The sequence below is a fragment of the Sporosarcina sp. P13 genome (assembly GCF_002743055.1).
In the GTDB taxonomy this organism is placed as follows: Bacteria; Bacillota; Bacilli; order Bacillales_A; family Planococcaceae; genus Sporosarcina.
In genome coordinates this window covers 1-15,961 of record NZ_PDYM01000002.1, presented here as the reverse complement: position 1 = coordinate 15,961, position 15,961 = coordinate 1, and the positions used below count along the sequence as shown (strand labels likewise).

Sequence of the window (15,961 nt, the reverse complement as noted above, 5' to 3'; positions counted from 1 at the left end):
CGATTATATGGAAGAATTAAGTAATTCCTGAAACTAAAAGGAGGAGTTCCGTGATCTTACTTTGGTATGCTTCATTTTTGATCTCAGTTTTTACGTTGATCATTGGAGTGGTTAAACGGTCTTGGCGCTTCATGCTGATCTGTATGGTTAGTTTCATACCTATTGCGTACTATTTTTCAGGAGCAGTTAGCGCGTTGAAGTATATTGGTTTCACTCCGATCATTCCGCTGCTCATAGCCCTCTATTTTGGACTTTCAAGAAAGAAGGTTAAGGTAGTTTCATAGGGAGGTTTACAATAATTGTTGTGATCAGTCGATAAAAGCAACTTGTATCATGGGTTTCTGGTTTCCTATGAATGGGGAGAATTAATTGTGAAGAATGAAATTCATAAACTTAGGATTAGGGGATGATATGTTGAAAGCAGTAATTGGAACAATGGTTGGCTTCATCATTCTTAGTTTTGTTGTTTTACCTTTAATTTTTGACTATTTCTTTGGTCCAGAATCAGGGGATTTGTTTCCAATATATTCAGGAATGATCCTACTTAGTGGACTTATAGTTATTTGTACAAAAATTGTGTTAGAAGAAATAAATGGATATAAAGAGAAGTAATCTTACCGCAATGGGGTCCGATTGTTGTATAAGCTTCTGAAAAAGCAAGCGATTCGTTCCAAGGTAAAAGAGAATTATATGAATACAAAACGTAAAAAGAAATTCTGGGGGATCAGTTCAGTAGCATTCATTATACAGATATATATAAGACGGAAAATATTTCACGAGAAGCGAATTACAAAGGTCGTTAGGTAATTTACGAGGAGATTTCAGAGCTGGTTTTGATTTCTATACGACCGTTTTTTATGATGTGTCGAACAAATAAACGTTGTGAAGCTAACGGGTGTTATTCTCTACTTAGGAATAGCGCCTATCTTGCTATGTGTAATAACAGGATCGGGAGGAATCGATGAAAGAGAAAAAGAATACACCTGCCAAAATGATTTTAATCTGTGTGCTATTTGCAATAATCATTACAGTTGATAGTCTGCTAGTCATTAATTCACCCTATGTAGTTGTTAAGGTGTTAAATCTTTTTGCGGTGATTGGTTTGTCGGGGGTTACTGGGGCATTTATTAGGGAAATTTTTATTTTGAAAGAAAAGGAAAGAATGCAACTAGAATAAAAAGTTGTTGTTAGACGAAGAGGACCGTATGTGAAACGGGTTGGAATTGTATTTATTTCAATGAATTTGTAGGGATGACAATATACATATCAGGAGGCTATGCGAATTATAATGGATCTAGTTAAAAAACCATGGTTTCTAGGAAGTGTAGTTGTTATTTTTGCGGCTGTCGTCCTATGGAATATACCCATTGAGAAAAGAAAATATGGGCTTTCTCAAAGCAGTTTGGTAACAGATTATACCGGTCTTCTTCCAGAACGCGTGGAACGAATCGTAGTGGCGGACAACCGAGATGATTTGCAACGGATTGTGAAACAAGCAAACGACAATGGGCAGCAGATCTCAGTTGCGGGATTACAACATTCGCAAGGTGGTCATACGTATTATAAAGACGGTGTCGTTGTTGATATGCGGTCATTCAATCGAATATTAGAACTAGATGAACATCAAAAAACGATTCGTGTAGAAGCCGGAGCGACATGGGAAGCTGTTCAAGAAGCACTACTTCCATATGGTTTAGCTTTGAAAGTGACACAATCTCAATCAATCTTTACAATCGGTGGTTCGCTTTCAGTCAATGCGCACGGACGGGATATTCGCTTCGGTTCGATGGCGGAAACGGTTAAGGAAATGACGCTGTTAACCCCTGCTGGAGAGATAATGAACGTCACGCGGGATGATCCAGATGAATGGATGAAGTATGTATTTGGTGGCTATGGATTATTTGGAGTAATTTTAGACGTGACGTTGGAATTAACGGACAATGACTTATATGTGATTCAGACAGAGAAGTTGAAAACGAGCGAGTATCCATCCTATTTTACTCAGTTAGTCAACCAGCAACAAACAGCGATGCACTATGCCAGAGTAAGTGTTGCACCCAGTTCATTTTTAAATGAAATGTATGTAATCAATTACAATTACACAGATAAACAGGATCATAAAAACTTTCTGAAAAAAGAACAAGGTGTTCGATTATCCAAGATAGCACTTGATTTGGGACGACAAGGTGGAGCTTTGGAAGATCTATTTTGGACTATGCAGAAAAGATATATTACTTCCATTAATAACCAAGAGATTACCCGAAATAATGCCATGCGCTCTGAATCCACGTTTATGGAATATACGAAACCGGGGCGGGTTGAAGTGTTGCAAGAGTTTTTTGTTCCGGTTCATGCGTACACAGAGTATATAGAAGATGTAAAGCAGGTGATCCAAGCCAATGACAAACATGATGATTTCAAAGTTCATAATATAACGATTCGCTATGCAGCTAAAGATAACTTTACTACGCTGAACTATGCAAAAGAAGACATGTTAGGTTTGGTAGTATTAATGCAGCATGGAGTAAAGGAAGAAGAGGTTACGAACGCTACATCAATCATCCAGCGTTGGACGGACATAACTCTTGAACATGGAGGAACTTATTACTTACCTTATTATCGCTATCAGACAAAAGAACAATTTAGGCGTTCTTACCCAGCATGGTAAAACTTTGCGAATGAAAAATTGCGAAGAGATCCAAATGAAGTGTTCCAAAATATGTTTTATGACTATTACGTCAAGTGAAGGAGCACTGTATGAATGATAAAACTAGACGTTTTCTACCGCTCGTTGTCACTGTAGGACAAGTTGTGATTTTTCCGTATTATATCATTTGGTTAAAGCAAGTATCTCTGACATTCACATTATTTGCCTGGTTCTTTGCTGCGTTTTCATTTGCGGCTGCTTGGGGGTATCGAATCTTTCAGTCCAAAAAAAATAAGAATCAGTCTTTTATATGTCTAATTTATCTAGGTATGGGCGTGGTGTATCTACTAATAGGAAATATAAAAAATCTATCTGAAGTTCTGCCGTATATGGTGCTTCTGTTACAAGTGATTCTTGGCTTATTACAGGGGTATTTTCGTGCCTGGCACACCGAACAGGATACGTACCATTTACATGCTGTGCATCATTATTTGATTGTCGGTTTTGCGATGATTGCTTTTAGCTTTGTTACAATCATCTCCCCAGTGGTCTTTATTACTGTTTTTGGTTTGTTATTGTGTTTGTGTGGCGTTTGGGAGTTTATTAGAGAACGAAAGGAGAGTATATGAATATCATTCGGATTTTATATTTACCTAAAGTATGATGGGGACGCAAGGGTACTATACATATCGATTGTACTATCATAAAAGGAAAAGGCATTATTCCGTTCAGGGTTGAACGAAATAATGCCTTTTTCCCTAGGTAAGAAATTTGTTAACGCCTGGAAAACGTAAGTGTGACAATTACGTTTTATGTTTATCCGTAGTAACGTTTTTTCTTTGTTCAATTTCTTTTGTAAGAAGTTCATTAATCTCATTATAGGTTAGACCAGATTCTGCATTAAGTCTTTTTACTTCGTCTATGTTTGTTCCAACTACTGTGTAGTTATCCTTCTCCATATGATGACCTCCTGTTAATTTCTGTATTACGATTGGCTTCCCTTTACTCTTTCCTACAAGCATTTTCACTGGCGAGCTCCAAACCCTAATCCTATTTATTCGTTGATCGTGCTTTTTGAAAAAGCGTCGAACCTAGTTCTTCAATTTACATTTCCTCTTGCCGTAATATGTCTCGTTTTATGGAAGATATACATGGGTGACAAGTTATTGGGATAAGGATGGAAGGGATGTAGCAACTGACGAATAAAGTGAAGTGCTAACACCATTTAGAATTGAGGAGGGGAACTCTAAATAAGCAAAGGATATTGAGTCTTGGAAAAAAATAATAAAAATACAACAAACTTAACTGAATACTATTTACTTTTTGATAACAAACGTGATATATTGGATATCGCAATAACTGAATAGTATTCATTTTAATTTCACCTAGGAGGTTTTCATCCATGTTATCAAATCCAGTCATTGCTACAACGTGTATTTTCGCTTTAATCGCATTAGGTGAATGGCTTTCTATCGTTTCAAAGGCTAGAATTCCTATGTTGCTTACCGCAATGCTTGGATTTCTAGTACTTGGATGGACAGGCGTTTTTCCAAAAGATATTTTAGAAAGTGCTCAATTTCCTGCATTAGGGGCCATACTAATTGGGCCAGCTATTTTGCATATGGGAACGATGATTCCTTTTTCACTATTAAAGAGTCAAATTAAAGCCGTGGTTATCTCTTTAGGAGGCGTGCTTTTCTCAGGTATCTTAATTTTGATCATTGTTCCTCTTGTTTTTGATTATCCTACTGCGGTTGCAGGTATTGGGCCGATAAGTGGAGGAATTATTGCATTAATAGTCACTTCTGATAAATTAACTGAAATTGGATTATCTAGTCTCGTCATTATTCCGGCACTAATCGTTGCGTTTCAAGGTGTGTTAGGTATGCCGCTTGCTATGTCATTTATGCGTAAATATGCAGTGAAGATTCAAAAGCAGATGGACGCGGGGACATTTATTCCAATGAATCAAGACACAGAGCAAGAGGTTCAAGTAGATACGACGAAGAAAGTGAGTCCGATTAAGTCAAGTACAACGTTGCAATTGTTCTTTGTCTTTTTGGGTGCTGCAATTGGTGTGGGATTAGGGACTGTTACGCCAATTCACTATTCACTTTGGTGCTTAGCGATCGGTATTGTCGGTCTAAAATTAGGTTTATTTCCCGCCAGAGCATTGGAAAAATCAAATTCATTTACGATTACAATGATTGGAATTGTTTTTGTAGTTATCGGAACAATGTCCGGTGTTACGCCTGCACAAGTTCTTAGTAATTTACCAAGTATCCTATTGATTTTAATTCTTGGGACAACTGGTATTACAATCGGTGGCTTCCTTACATCTAAACTTGTCAAATGGGATCCGTATAAAGGGATGCCTGTTGCGTTGACAGCTTTGTTTGGATTCCCAGGTGACTACATTCTTTGTGAAGAGGTAAGTCGTAGTATTGGGCGGGATGAAAAAGAAGCAAAAATTATTATGGATGAACTCCTTGCGCCAATGTTGATAGGTGGATTTACGACAGTCACCATTGCATCTGTATTAATTGCGGGCATCTTAGTTCAAACGTTATAACGTGGAGGGAAACACATGAAAAAGATTATAGTTAAAAATGGTTTATTAATTGATGGAACTGGTACGGAAAGTAAACATAATCAGATTGTAGTCATTGACGGCAAACAAATTGAATTTGTGGGAAATGAATCAGAATACAAGGCTTCCGGAGAGGAAACAATCATCGATGCACAAGGTGGAACGATTTTACCGGGGTTTATCGATACGCATGTGCATATGATGATGGAATTCAGCCCGATTGCTGAGCGTCTGGCTACGCCTTTCTCTTTCATGTATTACCAAGCGGCAAAGTATTTGAAAACGACTTTACATGCAGGTGTTACTTCGGTTCGTGATGCACTTGGAACGGATCTTGGTGTGAAGAAGGCTATTGAGGACGGACTGATTTCAGGACCTAGAATGCAACTCAGTATTAATGCACTAACGATTACGGGCGGACATGGTGACGGATATACAGTATCAGGCACGGTTACAGACATTTTGCCATCTAACTATCCTGGGATGCCCCATGGTGTGTGTGATGGTGTGGAGGAAGTACGTAAAAAGACTCGTGAAATGCTACGGGCTGGTGCGGAAGTAATTAAAGTACATGCTACAGGTGGTGTACTAAGTGCAACAGATCATCCCGAATTCACGCAGTTTTCATTGGAAGAACTTAAGGTAATTGTCGAAGAAGGTCGTTTTAGAAAAGGTGTAAAAGTGATGGCGCATGCTCAAGGCGCAGAAGGTATTAAAAATGCGGTACGAGCTGGTATTCATTCGATCGAGCATGGGATCTTTATCGATGATGAAGCAATTGAATTGATGCTTGAAAACGGTACGTTCTTAGTGCCCACACTGTTAGCACCTGTGGCGGTCTTAGAAACAGCGGATGAAACGGGTATGCCTGAGTCGGCCGTTCAAAAATCCAAAGAAGTAATCGAACAACACGTAGAAAGCTTCACAAAAGCTTATAAAGCGGGCGTGAAAATTGCGATGGGGACAGATGCAGGCGTGTTCAAACACGGGACCAATCTTCGTGAACTTGGTTTAATGGTTGACGCGGGGATGTCACCGATGGAATCTATCATCGCATCTACGAAAACAGCTGCTGAATGTTTAGGATGGGAAGATAAAGTCGGTACGCTTGAGAGTGGAAAACTTGCTGATCTAGTGATCGTCAAAGGAAATCCGCTAGAAGATATTTATTCATTAGCTACTAATGATACGATTCAAGTCGTTATTAAAGATGGTAAAGTGGAGAAGGATATTCGCTAATTCAGAAATGCATTGCTACATCGTATAGAAGAGCAACATAAAAAAACCACCGAAAATCAGGTGGTTTTTTTGTGTTATATAATTCCTATTAATAGATAAATAGCAGTTCCCCAAATAAAGAGCGCGGAGCATTTGTTAAATATATTCATTAACTTTCCTGTATGATCTAGTTCTTTCATTACAGATCCTGCTATCGTTAATCCGAAAAACCATATCCAAGCTACTACGATACAACCGATTGTAAAATACAGTTGTTGCGTTCCGACGTATTTTAGGGCGCTTGTCCCAATTACTCCAACGGTATCTAAGATCGCATGGGGGTTTAGCAAAGAAACGGATAAAGTAAAGAGAATTTGTTGCCGAATAGGTAATGCGTTTTTCGTTTCATTGGTTTTTGTATTGGATCTCCAAATCGCATACCCCATGTAAAGTAAAAATAAAATCCCAGCCGACACTAGGCCAAGTCGTAACCATTCAAACTGCAATACGATAATAGATAAGCCGAAAACAGCTAAAAGAATTAATAATGTATCACATAGTGCAGCTGTAATAGTCGCTGGAAGTGCTTGGTGAATTTTAGGCTGTGTGGCTCCCTGTGAAAAGACAAATACATTTTGAATACCTAAAGGTAAAATCAGGCCGAATGCTAAGATTATACCGTGAATCATGGCTTCCATCTGGTCAACTCCCTTTCAACTACTATCGTACTATGATTATAATAAAATGAAACAATAAATTGTTGTGCTATTCCTATTTCATTCAGGGTTTTATAGCTTGTTTTTTGGCTTAAGAGGTGATCGAGCTGATCTTTCAATCACGAAGTATATAACATACTCTTCAAATTTTGTTCCGTTTAATCCTATTTACCGTGTTTTATAAAAAAATCAAATAACATTATTTTGTGTTCTATTTCAATGATATTGTTATGATTTATTATCGGGAAAATGCATGTAGAGACTAAAAAAGGTAGTTTTGATAAGGATGATTTCATTTTAAATCGCCCGAATGCGTTGCTGGATTTGTGATGTGAAGAACGAAGATTGCCCAGGAAATACTACGCTTGAAACATAGATATGTAATTTTTAATCTAAGTAATTATCGAATGATAGAGGAGATCTAATACTTATGGAGTATAAGGGAATAGAGAAAAGATCTATATTATAACTGGTTGAATAGAAACGAACGGGGGATGTACTATGACTAAACATAAAATTTATACAATGAGTTTTGCAAGTGTCTATCCACTTTATGTAAAGAAGGCGGAGAGGAAAGGTCGTACGAAGGAAGAAGTTGATGAAATCATCCTGTGGTTGACAGGGTATAGCTGTGCGGAATTCGACGAGCTTCTCATAAAACAGACAGATTTTGAGACGTTCTTTGCCGAGGCGCCAAAAATGAATCCGTCACGAACGTTGATTACAGGCGTGGTGTGTGGTGTTCGAGTAGAAGAAATTGAAGAGCCAACGATGCGGGAAATTCGCTATTTGGATAAGCTAATTGATGAGTTGGCTAAAGGAAAAGCGATGGAGAAAATTTTGCGGAAGTGAGTGGTGGAGTTTTAGTAGGGAAGGCGGATTCATGAAGTTCGTATTATCGATTCGTGTTGGGGGTCTTTTACTACTCTCGATTAAACAGAGATTGTAGAGATTTTCATTCTACAGTCTTTTTTGTTTTGAAAAGTAGTGTTAGTTATAGAAAAGAGGGACACTTCTTACTAGATGATGAACTAATGACGGCTAGGGGGGACAAACGTATGGCGAATAGTAAAGATGAAATAATCTTACGTGGACTACAAGAAAATAATTTAAAAAATATAGATTTGAATATCCCGAAAGAACAACTTACGGTATTTACAGGACTTTCAGGTTCTGGAAAGAGTTCAGTTGTATTTGATACGTTAGCTACCGAAAGTAGAAGACAAATGACGCTGAACTATCCACTATATGTTCGGAATCAAATGCCTAGATACGAAAGACCGCGTGCGGATCTTATGCAGCATTTAAGTCCAGTCGTCGTTGTTGAGCAAAAAGCGGTAGCTGGCAATTCACGTTCTACGGTAGGTACGTATATGGATATCCATCCATTGATTCGGTTGCTGTTTTCTAGAATGGGGAGTCCATCTATAGGTTCCGCTACGGACTTTTCAAGCCAAAGTTCATTTGGTAGATGTCCGCAATGTAGTGGATTTGGCGAGGTTGTAGCTCCGGATTTACATAAGATGATAGATCCCGATAAATCGTTGCGAGAGTATGCGGTACAGTTTAAGCCGTTATCTCCTTCAGGTTGGCAAGGTCGGTGGATGATGACGGGTGGGTTATTTGATCCGGATCTACCGATAAAAGACTATTCTAAAGAAACGTATGACTTATTGATTTATGGACCACCCGAAGGCGAGAGAGTGTTTGCGCCTTTTCATACGAAAGACGGACCGCAGGATCATGAGTGGGACGGGTTATTGCCTAGATTTGTACGACTATATATTAATCGCGACGTCTCGAAGCTAAAACAAACATCTCAGGATGATGTACTAGCAGTTTCCACGCATACAGTTTGTCCAACTTGCATTGGTTCAGGTTTAAATCCAGAAGTATTGGAGTGTAAAATTAATGGTTTCAATATTGCTGCGTATGATCAACTAGAGCTGACAGAATTGCTAGGTGAACTAAAGAAAATTCAAGATCCACTAGGAAAGTCTATCGCGGAACAAGCGATACCGACTATTAAACAACTAGTAGATTTAGGTTTAGGCTATTTAAGTCTAGCAAGAAAAATGGGGACGTTGTCTGGTGGTGAAGCGCAGCGAGTGAAAATTGCGCGTCATTTAGGGAGCAGTTTAAATAATTTGACGTATATTTTCGACGAACCGAGTGCAGGACTTCATCCTGAAGAAGTAGATTTATTACTAAACATGCTGAAAAGTTTGCAAGCAAATCATAATACGGTAATCGTCATCGAACATGATGTAGCCGTTATAAAAGTGGCGGATGAAATCATTGAGATGGGTCCAGGAGCAGGCGTACATGGTGGAGAAATTGTCTACCAAGGAACGCCTGAAGGGTTGAAAAATGCTTCGACGGTGACGAGCCTGGATCACACGTTGGAAATAAATAAACAGCCAAGAGATAGTGAAGAGTATTTTTCGATAAAGAATGCAATGACTACTAATTTAAAAGATGTTAGCGTAGATATCCCTAAGAATGTCTTGGTTTCGATATGTGGTGTATCGGGTTCTGGTAAAAGTTCTTTACTGTTTGAAGCATTCCCAAAAAGTTATGGCGATGCGATTATGGTAGGTCAAGGAAGTATAGGAACTTCCAGTCGTTCAACCCTCGCAACGTATATGGGGATCATGGATGATATTCGTAAGATTTTTGCGAAAGCTACGGGCCAACCAGCTGGCTTGTTTAGTTTTAATTCATTAGGTGCGTGTCCAGTATGTGATGGGAAAGGGGTTACGACTCCAGACGTCGCCTTTGCCGATCCAGTGACGATTCCTTGTGAAGTTTGTGGCGGAACGAAGTATTCAGATGAAGCATTGTCCTATCGTTACGAGGGGAAAAATATAGTGGAAATTTTACAGTTAACGATTGACGAAGCGAATCACTATTTTACAATGCCTAAAATCGTGAAAAAAATAGACACGCTAAAAGATGTGGGGCTAGGGTATCTGACATTGGGCCAAACGACAAGTTCATTAAGTGGCGGTGAAGTGCAGCGTCTGAAACTGGCAAGTCATTTGAAAAAAGAAGGACAAATCTATTTGTTGGATGAACCGTCATTAGGGTTGCATGTACATGATAATGCGCGATTGTTGGACGTCTTTCAGAATCTCGTCAATAAAGGAAATTCAGTCGTGATTATTGAACATAATATAGACTTTATAGCGGCGAGTGACTGGGTGATTGAGCTAGGTCCTGAAGGCGGGAAGAATGGTGGGCATATACTGTTTGAAGGAACACCGGAAGAGATGGTGCATGTGGACACACCAACTGCAAAGTGGCTTCGGCTTGGCGTGGAAGGGTGATCCCGTAGTAGCGTAGTTTGTTTTCCTTGTTATAAAAAAATGTTTCTAAGATTAATTGGGAAAAGGGGTCTGAATTTTAGTGAACACGTATAATAAACTATTTACCGTTTTCCTTTCTACAATCCTTGTTTGGATTTTATTTGTCTATACACCTGAACCTGCTTTATCTGCATCGACACAGCAGACGTTAAAAGATAAAGTAGAGGCCTATATAAAAGAACATGAAAAAACTGCCGCTGGTGTAGCAACGATTGTACTAAACGAAGATGAAATAATATATGAGATGAAAGGCTATGCGGATATAGATAAGCAGACCCCCGTCGATGAAGAAACGGTCTTTGAATGGGCGTCTGTTTCTAAAATTCTTATTTGGATTAGTGTCTTACAATTAGTAGAGGATGGGGAACTTGATTTAGAAGCAAATATTGAAACGTATTTGCCACAGGATTTCCGATCAAAAACATCGTTTGACAATCCAGTGACATTACAACATTTAATGCATCATACGGCAGGGTTCGATGATAGTTATACGGATTTAATGATCCATAATCCAACTAAAAAGTCTTCATTAAGAGAAGTAGTAGAAGCTGTTGATACGAAGCAAGTGTTTCCGCCGGGTCAAATCGTTGCTTATTCAAACTATGGGGCAAGTCTCGCTGCGTATATTGTTGAAGAAGTGAGCGGTTTAGATTATAGAGAATACGTCCAAAAACATATTTTTGATCCACTTCATATGACGAAAACAGCGATAGATGCCGAACAGGACGATAATCCATGGGTGAAAGAACAAAGGAAAAAGGTGCAAGGATATACAGCGGATCTTCAATTAATAGAACCGAATCATTATGTGATTCCTTTGTATGCGGCTGGAAGTGTCATGGGAGTAGCTACTGATCTTCAAAAAATGTTACAAGCGCTTTTAGCTGAAGATGGTTCACCGTTGTTTAAACAGCAGCAAACGATTGACTTGCTGTTTCAACCGTCTTTATATTACCCGGAATCGAATCTACCAAGAATAGCAAATGGATTATTTTTCTTGCCTTCCACTAGTAAACAAGTTTTTGGTCATGGGGGGAATACCATGGCTTTTAGTTCCTCATTTTACGTAGACAGACTTGAGCGTAAAGGTGTTTTAGTGTTGACGAACACGGCAAACGAAAGTACGTTCACACTCGGGATTCCTGAAATTATTTTCGGTACATATAAGCATACGGGAAATAATACAAACTTGGAGAACTCTTCACAATGGATTGGTATGTACGAACCAGCTCGTGTGCCCCGCCACGGCTTTAGTAAAGTGTATGGACTATTTTTAAGAAGCCAAGTGAAACAGATGGATTCACACGATTTACTGATGAATGGTTTTTATTATTCACAAGAAGAACCTAGTATTTATATTGCAAAAGAGGATTTTAGTGCGTATGCTCTTGACGTGTATTCCAAACATACAGAAACGAAAAAAATGCTATCATCCGCACAAACAGACTTACTATACATTCCTTATACGAAACATTTCTTTGAATGGGGAATCATTCTGCTAGGGGCATTCGCCTTTCTGTATACTTTCTACTTTACGATCCACGCTATCGTTAAAAAAATACGGAAGAAAAAACAATCTATAGTACTGATCAGTCAACAGATATTAAATATATTCCTGTTCAGTAACGTACTTTGGATTAGTTACAAGACAGTATCGATGACGACCTATGCATCGCTTAAACCTTTTTTAACTGCAAATCTGATATATATCATCTGTTCAGTTGCCATAAGCGTATGTTTACTTTTTCAAATGAAAACTTATAAAACATATAAATATGAAGCAGTTAGTAGAATGTTGACAATCTGTTCTACCATTATTTTGTGTGTGAATATAGTCTATTGGGAATTTTATTATTAAATCGATCATGTAGTCATGGAGTTTATCGCTAGAATGATGGTCAAAATGGAGTTGGTTTTATTCTGTCTGCCAGTGTCATTTGGTCAATAATCATGCGAGAAATTATTATTTTGCAGCACCAATTATTGCGATTGTAGTCATGTTCTAAGTTCTTTATGCAAATACAGAAAATTCATGGCTAATACCTTTTTCTATGGTTATTTTTTTAGTAATGTTATCTATTCTTCTACATCTGGATTATAAAAAGAAGTTAGGTGAGTTTTCACCTGTAAATTAGTACAGGATTAGGAATCGTGGCCCTGCCTCCAATGGAAATGAATCTGCTTCCATTGGGGGTATTTTTTATTAAGTAGCAATTACCCTAAGAACCCATAGGATAGTAGGGACAATCAAATCAGCGGGAAGGGGTGCCATGATGACTAATCATCATTCTAGTAATATTGGAAATCACACGATGGTTGTAGCGTCCACTACAGGCGATGTTACGGGAGACAAAGTACCCGACCAAGTGTATTTAACAGGGATAAAAACAGTAGATAGCCCATTTGTTCAGCAGATTACGCTTCATGTGCGGGATGGTAGAACGGGCATGTTGACGAGTGTTGCGCTGAAGGAAAATGTGGGCTACAATCCTACGCTATACTTAGGGGATTTTACTGGTAATGGTGTGGAGGAGATTTTAATAAGTATGGCTACAGGTGGCAGTGGCGGGATAATGAACTATTATATAGTTTCCTATATGGGCAATAAACCAACATTGCTGTTTGACTTTGAAGCGTATAATAACTTGTATTCATACGAAGTCACATATCTAGATCATTACAAGGTGCTAGTAATAAGTAAATTGAACAATGAAAAGTATATGATTGATTTATCACTAAAAGGGTTGGACTATTTGAATGAAATATATGATAGAAACGGAAAGTTAAAACAACCAATCAGCGGTTTTGTGAATCCGTTGAGTGGATTGTATCCGGTAGATTTTGATGGGAATGGCGTTTATGAATTATTGGCTTATCAAAAAATAGCGGGAAGATATAATGCGGATTCTTTAGGATTTATAATGAATACGTTAGGATGGAAGAACAATCGATTTGAATTGCAAAACCAGTATGTGGCTATTTTTGGTGGCTGAGGTGTAATGCAGAAAATCATATCATACTTTCTGTTGGTAAAATTACGCTTGCGCTCCTACGGGGTCTCAACATTCGCGATAAATCCCCGCAGGAATCGGCCTTTTTCCGCTCCGGTACATTCCTGTATCTTAAAAAAGATGCGTTTATAAATACGTAGTCAAAAAGAAAAATGCATGAAGGCGTAAAATTGCTCTTCATGCATTTTTGAGGTTTTGTCATAGTCTGTTCCTCGTTTTCATTTACTCGTATTGCTCAATATCTTTTAATGTGAGTTTTGTATCATGTTCAAATCCCACCGCGTATTTAACAACCCAAAATGGTTCACCTTTAACTTCTTCATAATTCTCATCGATTATATTTCCATTAATCGTTATATGTTCATACGTATAGTTTGATTCATGTAACGATCGCTGTATTAAAATTGAAGCATGTAACATATCTTCTTTTGAAAACTTGCGTGAGTCGATGGTAATGTGGATATACATTGGTTTTTCAGCTTTAAAGTCCTTTGACCAATTTGCATCGGATGGGTATTTTCCTTTTAATACTTCAAGCTGAGGGGTTACTTCAAGTACTTCTGGTACTTTTTCTTGAAGAAGATTTGTAATTTCCTCGCTCGCTTCTTTTTGTAATTTACTAATAAGCTTTACATCTTGATTTGCGTAATAGATGCCATCAGAGTGAATATTTGAGCCGAAAAACCCTGTGAGTATAAACTCGTATTCAGTTTGTTCCTCCTCACCAATTTGTGTGACATAAAAATTATAGCCACCATCTTTAAAATTATAAAATTCTCTTTGGATGACGAATTCATCATCAGGATAGTTACTTTCCAAGTGGTTTTTAAGCGTCGATTGAGCTGTCATTTTGGAAATCGGATTTCCGTTAAACGCATTATAGAAGAACAAGACTGCTCCAACTGAAATGATAATCACAACTAAGTAAATCCATTTAATCTTAGTCATTTGTTTTCCCCGCTCTCTTTGATTTTAAAAATTAGGTATCCAATTAGCGCGCCAACTAGTGCGAAAGCTAAGTGGATAACGGCAATTAATGAAGAGCCAACAATGGATTGGAAAAAGTGTTGAAGTAAAGTTGTGGTTGGGTAGCCTATTTCATTTGTGTTCATGGAGAAACTTGAACTAATAGACCAGAAGAAGACCGGTAAAAATGCGATGGCTACGACAATTTTAAAGCTTTTATAAAATAAGTAGAGTAAAGACCCCATAATAGTATAGGATAAAATAAACCCAAAACTATCATTTACTAACGTTGTTTGTAAAGCTAGAAAAAAGGACATTCCGATGAAAATCATTTGATATAAAGAAATTTTATATTGGATTTTTGACATCATTTTTTCATGATCTATAGGTGAAGAGAGCACTTCCTCAGTAATAGGTTTGTCAGCAAGTTGTGCAAGTGCTTTGCATTGTGAACAACTGTTTAAATGATCGTTTACCCAATCCTCCGTTTCGCTAGATAAAAGATCTTCTTTATATAAGGGGAGTAAATCTTCAACAATATAGCAACTTTTAGTCATCATCATGCCTCCGTTTCTTTTTGAAGTTTTAATTTGGTGCGATGAAATGTCACCCGAACATAATTTTCGGTTTTTCCAACAAGCTCCCCGATTTCTTTATAAGATAATTCCCCAAATATTCTTAGTACAACAATCTTCTTCGGGAGGTCATCAAGAGCTTGAATTTGTTTAATCAAGCTTTTTGTTTCTTCATTGATTATCATTTTTTCTTCCAATGATTTTTCTGGGATTTCTTTTTCATTGGCAACGATCAACTGTAGTTGTTTTTCGTATTTAGTTGAACGGTAATACTTTTTCAGTAAATTATTTGCGATTGAAAACAGCCACGTTTGAAGTGTTGAATTTTTTTGAAATGAACGTATGCTTTTACATGCTTCATAAAAAACATCATGTGTTAAATCTTCTGCTACCGCTTGAATATTTGTGTTGACTAAGAAAAAAGCATAGATTTTAGGCTGGATATCTTTATAAATCTTTTCGAGCTCTTTCATGATGACCTCCTTTCTCATAAAATACCTTCTGTTTAGCTCTTCACTATAGTAGTACCTTGAACGTAGCTTTCGTTACAATTTAAAAAAAGATTTTTGGATTTTAACTATGACAAACAGGTAGTAGATAGAAAACAACCGTTAGTGTAACAGGAGGAAGAACCGATTTTATATCAAGTGAAAAGGCTGGGACATAACTAGAAAATAGTCCGTTCCCCTGCGCTCCAAAAGGCACGCTTTCCGCGGGGCGCGCTTGAGCCTCCTCGTCGCTGGAACCGTGCTCCTAACGCTAACGCTTTTACTCGCAAAAGCCGTTCTTCGTGACGGCTCTTCCTGTGGGGTCTCAACATTCGCGCTAGATCCCGCAGGAGTCGGCCTTTTTCCGCTCCGGTACACTCCT

Annotated in this window: 16 protein-coding genes; 11 read left to right on the top strand and 5 right to left on the bottom strand. The window is 38.1% G+C overall.

Features of this window, described 5'->3' with window-relative positions:
• The first annotated feature begins 50 nt into the window (after positions 1-50).
• The 5 genes from CSV79_RS01365 to CSV79_RS01345 all read left to right on the top strand — a co-directional run bounded on the left by CSV79_RS01365 (position 51) and on the right by CSV79_RS01345 (position 3,276).
• Positions 51-284, top strand: coding sequence for a hypothetical protein (locus CSV79_RS01365; protein WP_099687245.1), 234 nt, complete (start codon positions 51-53; stop codon positions 282-284).
• Between the two features lie 94 nt (positions 285-378).
• Positions 379-612, top strand: a complete 234-nt coding sequence (locus tag CSV79_RS01360) for a hypothetical protein (protein WP_099687244.1) — start codon at positions 379-381, stop codon at positions 610-612.
• A gap of 349 nt (positions 613-961) precedes the next feature.
• The gene (locus tag CSV79_RS01355) at positions 962-1,177 is read left to right on the top strand and encodes a hypothetical protein (RefSeq protein WP_099687243.1); all 216 of its coding nucleotides are present in this window, start codon (positions 962-964) and stop codon (positions 1,175-1,177) included.
• Positions 1,178-1,288: 111 nt separating this feature from the next.
• Positions 1,289-2,668 carry an FAD-binding oxidoreductase gene (locus tag CSV79_RS01350; protein ID WP_233201336.1) on the top strand — a complete coding sequence of 460 codons (1,380 nt, stop codon included), beginning with the start codon at positions 1,289-1,291 and terminating at the stop codon, positions 2,666-2,668.
• An 89-nt stretch (positions 2,669-2,757) separates the two neighbouring features.
• On the top strand, positions 2,758-3,276 hold the full coding sequence (locus CSV79_RS01345) for a hypothetical protein (protein WP_099687242.1): 519 nt from the start codon (positions 2,758-2,760) through the stop codon (positions 3,274-3,276).
• Positions 3,277-3,450: 174 nt separating this feature from the next.
• Here the strand turns inward: CSV79_RS01345 and CSV79_RS16520 are convergent, their stop codons facing one another.
• Positions 3,451-3,675 carry a hypothetical protein gene (locus tag CSV79_RS16520; protein ID WP_143560521.1) on the bottom strand — a complete coding sequence of 75 codons (225 nt, stop codon included), beginning with the start codon at positions 3,673-3,675 and terminating at the stop codon, positions 3,451-3,453.
• 374 nt (positions 3,676-4,049) lie between these two features.
• Here CSV79_RS16520 and CSV79_RS01340 point away from each other — a divergent pair, with 374 nt between their 5' ends.
• Both CSV79_RS01340 and CSV79_RS01335 read left to right on the top strand, forming a co-directional pair.
• Positions 4,050-5,219 carry a hypothetical protein gene (locus CSV79_RS01340; protein ID WP_099687241.1) on the top strand — a complete coding sequence of 390 codons (1,170 nt, stop codon included), beginning with the start codon at positions 4,050-4,052 and terminating at the stop codon, positions 5,217-5,219.
• A gap of 15 nt (positions 5,220-5,234) precedes the next feature.
• Positions 5,235-6,476: a metal-dependent hydrolase family protein gene (locus CSV79_RS01335; RefSeq protein WP_099687240.1), complete on the top strand. Its 1,242-nt coding sequence runs from the start codon at positions 5,235-5,237 to the stop codon at positions 6,474-6,476.
• Positions 6,477-6,550: 74 nt separating this feature from the next.
• On the opposite strand, the gene CSV79_RS01330 is transcribed toward CSV79_RS01335, so the two are convergent.
• A complete protein-coding gene (locus CSV79_RS01330; RefSeq protein WP_099687239.1) occupies positions 6,551-7,153 on the bottom strand; it encodes a LysE/ArgO family amino acid transporter in 603 nt (200 codons plus the stop codon).
• A 519-nt stretch (positions 7,154-7,672) separates the two neighbouring features.
• Between CSV79_RS01330 and CSV79_RS01325 the strand changes: the two genes are divergently transcribed.
• From CSV79_RS01325 to CSV79_RS01310, 4 genes are all read left to right on the top strand, one after another.
• Positions 7,673-8,023: a DUF2200 domain-containing protein gene (locus CSV79_RS01325; protein ID WP_099687238.1), complete on the top strand. Its 351-nt coding sequence runs from the start codon at positions 7,673-7,675 to the stop codon at positions 8,021-8,023.
• 206 nt (positions 8,024-8,229) lie between these two features.
• Positions 8,230-10,500 (top strand): excinuclease ABC subunit UvrA, encoded by a 2,271-nt coding sequence (locus CSV79_RS01320; RefSeq protein WP_099687237.1) that lies wholly within the window; start codon positions 8,230-8,232, stop codon positions 10,498-10,500.
• 79 nt (positions 10,501-10,579) lie between these two features.
• Positions 10,580-12,397 (top strand): serine hydrolase domain-containing protein, encoded by a 1,818-nt coding sequence (locus CSV79_RS01315; protein ID WP_099687236.1) that lies wholly within the window; start codon positions 10,580-10,582, stop codon positions 12,395-12,397.
• A 412-nt stretch (positions 12,398-12,809) separates the two neighbouring features.
• Positions 12,810-13,532, top strand: a complete 723-nt coding sequence (locus CSV79_RS01310; protein ID WP_233201335.1) for a VCBS repeat-containing protein — start codon at positions 12,810-12,812, stop codon at positions 13,530-13,532.
• A gap of 240 nt (positions 13,533-13,772) precedes the next feature.
• On the opposite strand, the gene CSV79_RS01305 is transcribed toward CSV79_RS01310, so the two are convergent.
• From CSV79_RS01305 to CSV79_RS01295, 3 genes are read right to left on the bottom strand one after another with little or no spacing between them, the layout of a single operon-like run.
• Positions 13,773-14,498, bottom strand: a complete 726-nt coding sequence (locus CSV79_RS01305; protein ID WP_099687234.1) for a YfjL-like protein — start codon at positions 14,496-14,498, stop codon at positions 13,773-13,775.
• The gene (locus CSV79_RS01300; protein WP_143560520.1) at positions 14,495-15,079 is read right to left on the bottom strand and encodes a zf-HC2 domain-containing protein; all 585 of its coding nucleotides are present in this window, start codon (positions 15,077-15,079) and stop codon (positions 14,495-14,497) included. Before CSV79_RS01300 ends, CSV79_RS01305 begins: the two co-directional genes overlap by 4 nt.
• Complete coding sequence (locus CSV79_RS01295) at positions 15,076-15,564, bottom strand: RNA polymerase sigma factor (protein WP_099687232.1); 489 nt, start codon at positions 15,562-15,564, stop codon at positions 15,076-15,078. Before CSV79_RS01295 ends, CSV79_RS01300 begins: the two co-directional genes overlap by 4 nt.
• Positions 15,565-15,961 lie beyond the last annotated feature (397 nt).

Bases quoted from the DNA above. Each gene is read 5' to 3' on its own strand.
- CSV79_RS01345 (WP_099687242.1), top strand. From the start codon at position 2,758: ATGAATGATAAAACTAGACGTTTTCTACCGCTCGTTGTCACTGTAGGA.
- CSV79_RS01300 (WP_143560520.1), bottom strand. From the start codon at position 15,079: ATGATGATGACTAAAAGTTGCTATATTGTTGAAGATTTACTCCCCTTA.
- CSV79_RS01325 (WP_099687238.1), top strand. From the start codon at position 7,673: ATGACTAAACATAAAATTTATACAATGAGTTTTGCAAGTGTCTATCCA.
- CSV79_RS01335 (WP_099687240.1), top strand. From the start codon at position 5,235: ATGAAAAAGATTATAGTTAAAAATGGTTTATTAATTGATGGAACTGGT.
- CSV79_RS01340 (WP_099687241.1), top strand. From the start codon at position 4,050: ATGTTATCAAATCCAGTCATTGCTACAACGTGTATTTTCGCTTTAATC.
- CSV79_RS01295 (WP_099687232.1), bottom strand. From the start codon at position 15,564: ATGAAAGAGCTCGAAAAGATTTATAAAGATATCCAGCCTAAAATCTAT.
- CSV79_RS01350 (WP_233201336.1), top strand. From the start codon at position 1,289: ATGGATCTAGTTAAAAAACCATGGTTTCTAGGAAGTGTAGTTGTTATT.
- CSV79_RS01320 (WP_099687237.1), top strand. From the start codon at position 8,230: ATGGCGAATAGTAAAGATGAAATAATCTTACGTGGACTACAAGAAAAT.
- CSV79_RS01310 (WP_233201335.1), top strand. From the start codon at position 12,810: ATGATGACTAATCATCATTCTAGTAATATTGGAAATCACACGATGGTT.
- CSV79_RS01305 (WP_099687234.1), bottom strand. From the start codon at position 14,498: ATGACTAAGATTAAATGGATTTACTTAGTTGTGATTATCATTTCAGTT.
- CSV79_RS01330 (WP_099687239.1), bottom strand. From the start codon at position 7,153: ATGGAAGCCATGATTCACGGTATAATCTTAGCATTCGGCCTGATTTTA.
- CSV79_RS01355 (WP_099687243.1), top strand. From the start codon at position 962: ATGAAAGAGAAAAAGAATACACCTGCCAAAATGATTTTAATCTGTGTG.
- CSV79_RS01360 (WP_099687244.1), top strand. From the start codon at position 379: ATGAAATTCATAAACTTAGGATTAGGGGATGATATGTTGAAAGCAGTA.